At 66.2% G+C, this 3,514-nt stretch carries 2 protein-coding genes and 3 pseudogenes; 2 read left to right on the plus strand and 3 right to left on the minus strand.

Annotated features, from left to right (window positions below):
• The coding region (locus tag ACWCQ1_RS51770) for a helix-turn-helix domain-containing protein (protein WP_451030093.1) at window positions 1–360 on the plus strand (360 nt) is incomplete at its 5' end.
• 129 nt (window positions 361–489) lie between these two features.
• Here the strand turns inward: ACWCQ1_RS51770 and ACWCQ1_RS51775 are convergent.
• From ACWCQ1_RS51775 to ACWCQ1_RS51785, 3 genes and pseudogenes are all read right to left on the minus strand, one after another.
• Window positions 490–1,140 carry a TetR/AcrR family transcriptional regulator gene (locus ACWCQ1_RS51775; protein WP_451030094.1) on the minus strand — a complete coding sequence of 217 codons (651 nt, stop codon included), beginning with the start codon at window positions 1,138–1,140 and terminating at the stop codon, window positions 490–492.
• Window positions 1,141–1,183: 43 nt separating this feature from the next.
• A pseudogene (locus ACWCQ1_RS51780) lies at window positions 1,184–2,340 on the minus strand (ISAzo13 family transposase); the annotation flags it as partial.
• A gap of 163 nt (window positions 2,341–2,503) precedes the next feature.
• Window positions 2,504–2,705, minus strand: a pseudogene (locus ACWCQ1_RS51785) (transposase); the annotation flags it as partial.
• Between the two features lie 419 nt (window positions 2,706–3,124).
• On the opposite strand from ACWCQ1_RS51785, the pseudogene ACWCQ1_RS51790 reads away from it, so the two are divergent.
• Window positions 3,125–3,514: pseudogene (locus tag ACWCQ1_RS51790) on the plus strand (helix-turn-helix domain-containing protein); the annotation flags it as partial.

Here is a 3,514-nt window from a genome sequence, read left to right on the forward strand (position 1 = left end):
CTGGCTCCCCCACTCGCCCAAGCCGCGAAGGACCTCGTCGACAGCCACCTCACTCATCCCGAGCTTTCCCCGAAGATGCTGGCGCGTGAACTCCATGTCTCCGTCAGGACCCTGCATCGGGCGTTCGAGTCAGTGGGAGAGTCGGTAAGTAGCTACATCCGCCACCGGCGGCTGGAAGCGGCCCGTCTCGCCCTCACCGCATCACACAATCGGCCGGGCCTTTCCGAACTTGCCGCCTATTGGCAGTTCGCCGACAGAAGCCACTTCATCCGCGCCTTCAAGAAGCAGTACGGTCAAACTCCCATGGAATACGCTCGCTCGACCGGAGCAGATGGCTCGACGCCGTCGGCTCAGGCATAGGGGGACACCTCGGCCAGAGGCACGGTTCGCATCCCAGGGCGGTCGCGGCCGGCGTCGACCTGTAGGACCGTGGCCGGGTTCAGCAGGGCCGACCGGCACGAGTACCCGCCTGCGGAGTAGGTGGCCCCTTCAGTCTGCCAACTGCTGTAGCCATTCGCGCAGCAAAGCCGTCTCCGTGTCTCGCAGAGGTACCCCGGTGCTGAGCGCGGTTTCAAGTGCGGCATCGAGGGCGAGTGCATGCGAGGCCAGGTCGGACCCGGATGAGGCGGGCGAGTCCGTGGTGACCGAGGCCATGACGGTGTCCCGCAGCCGCGCCGAAGTGGCCAGGTCCCGCTGCGAGGGCTCTTCGCCGATCAGCGCCAGCGTGGCACCCGTCGTCGCCGCATGGATGACGCGGGTCGCCTGCTCCACCGGAACCCGAAGGCGCCCGGCCTCGGCCGCCCGGCCCAGCAGTCTCACCAGCAGAGCGTGCGCCTCGTCCGCGGCCGGGGGCCGCCGACCGGGCCGCGCAGTGCCATACATGAGCACATAGAACGCGGGGTGCCGCAGTCCGAAGTCGACGTGCAGGTCCCAGCCGCGGTAGAGGTCGGCCACCGGGTCGTCCGGGGTCAGCGCCAGTGCCTCCCGTTTCTCGGCCAGGTACATCTCGAACCCGTAGGCGGCCAGCTCGGCCAGGAGTCCGTCCTTGTCGTCGAACATCCGGTAGAGCGCGGGGGCCGTGATGCTCGCGGCTGCGGCGACCGCGCGCGTGGAGACCGCTTCGCTGCCGCCCTCCTCCAAAAGCTTGGCGGCAGTACCTGGCGTCGCGCGGCACGTCGTCCCTCAGGGACAGGGATGCCATCTCCGCGTCGCCGATCTGGACTCCGGTGGGGTAGACGTTGGTGTCCAGCTCGGCCATGACACGCAGTCCGGTGCGGGTGGTGGTCGCAGCGATGGACTGGACAATGACTTCACGGCTGGTCAGCGGGCGGCCGCGCCAGTTCATGGTGATGTGAGAGAAGAGCCGGTGCTCGATCTTGTTCCACTTCGATGTGCCCGGCGGTAGGTGGCACACGGTGATCGTCAGTCCTGTTTCGGCTGCGAGCCGGGCGAGTTCGAGCTACCAGGCCCGGGTGCGGTAACCGTTCGAGCCACCCGCGTCGGCGGTGATGAGCAGTCGCGTCGCCTGCGGGTAGGCGGCCCGGCCCTGGCCGCACCACCAGCGGCGGATCGATTCCACCGCGAAAGCGGCAGTGTCGTGATCGGTGCCCACGTTGACCCAGCCGGTGTCCGCCGCGAGGTCATAGATCCCGTACGGGACGGCCTTGCCCAGCTGCGGGCCGGCGAAGTCATGGACGTTCACCGGCACCGGATCAGCCGCAGGCCGCCACTGGCGGCCGTTGTTCTTGAACTCGCCGACGAGTTCCTTCTTCTTGGTGTCCACACTGATCACCGGCTGGCCGACGTCCCGGTGATCACGAGCCTGCTCGTTGAGATAGCGGAACTGGGCATCCCGGTCCGGATGCTGGCTTCCCTCAATGGCCTTGGCGTTCGCCTGCAGACTGAAGCCTTCCTCCCGCAGCAGGTCCGCGACGGTATCCGCACTGACCTTGTGCCCGGTCCGGGCCAGCTCCGCGCAAGGTTGCGGGTCGACTTCACCGTCCACCGCAGCGGCGACATCGGATCGCCTCGCTCGTCCGGCTCGACCAGCGCGAGGAGGGCCGGCCGCAGCCCCGGATCGAGATCTGCGACCCTCTTGCGGCCTCCACCTGGCCGCCGCACCCGCCCCAGAGGCTCCTCGCCGGCCTCCAACTCGAACACGCCCTTGCGGACCGTGGTCTCACTCACCGAGGCCGCCCGCGCGACGGCCCGAACACCACCATGTCCCAGAAGACGGGCCTTCGCGGCCATCAGCAGCCGTCGTTGCCGCTCATCCAGATGCGGGAACAACACCGCGAACGTCATGGCGAGTTGGGCACAGATCTCGTCCGGGATGCGCATACCACATCAACGAACCATGGGACGGGAAGCAACACCTTGATGATCTGCAAGCCCTTAGGTGGCTGCGTGCCGGACGGCGAGAATGGAGATTGCCGTTCGACGGGAAGCGGCAACCCATAACACCGCGTGCGGAACCCGACCTACGAAGGGTAGAAAGGGCTCACTCGATGCCCTTTCGGGCGATGTGATGCCGAGTGCCTCGCCATTCGGCGCAGGGTGTCGTAGTCGTAGCCTTTGTCCGCGTGCAGCTTGGCAGGCCGGGGTCCGCGGCGGGAGCAGATCGACGGGATACTGCGTACGAGCGGCTCGAGTTCCTGACTGTCGTGGAGGTTCCCGCCGGAGATCCCGATGGATAGGGGTAAACCGTCCGCTGTCTGGGTTACCTCCAACTCATGCACAGCAGTACCCTCGGCAACGTCGAGATCTTCAGAGTGATCGAGTGGCATGGCAACGACCTGATCTATGCGGAGTTCACCGTGAACATCCATCCAACGCAGCGACTACCGAGGTTACTTCGCCTCGCCGCTGGTGAGCGGGCTGGGCAGCTGTTCGGCGAGAGCCGCCGCTCACTCACAAGGAGTCCTCAGTGAGGGGAACCGGGGCTCGCTACAGTGCCAGGTCGCGCGGTGCTTTCACGCTGGACTCAACCAGGCCCGGCGCGGGTCGATGGGGATGGGATGCCTTCCAACGTGAGTGGGAGACCAAACTTGGTAATCCGCATCGTTTGCCGGCCATCAGCTCGGACACGACCGATCATTTTCGGGTCAGGAGCCGGGGGGCCAGGGTGGGCGATGTTACAATCGCCGATATTTACGGCGTGTCGCCCGTCCGGACCGCAGGCAGGCCGCCAGGCATCGAAGATCAGGTTCGCATTTACATAGTGTCGCGCGGTGAATGGACTTTGGACAGCCCGCTGGACCGTGACGAGCGGGCCGTATCGGCCGGGCAATTCGTTTTCCAGCATTTTGGGCTGCAACCGCGATTCGAGACCGCGCCGCACACGAAGGCGAAGATCGTTTTTCTGCCCTTCGCGCTATTCAAACCATTGCTGGGAAATCGGGTCCTGACCGGCAGCGCAGACTCGGCCGAGATGCGCCTGCTACTGGCCCACACGAACATGGTCCATCGAGCAATCGCCGACCTCAGCCCGGCCGGCGTGCACGCCGCCCACGGC

The organism is Streptomyces sp. NPDC002144, from assembly GCF_053593695.1.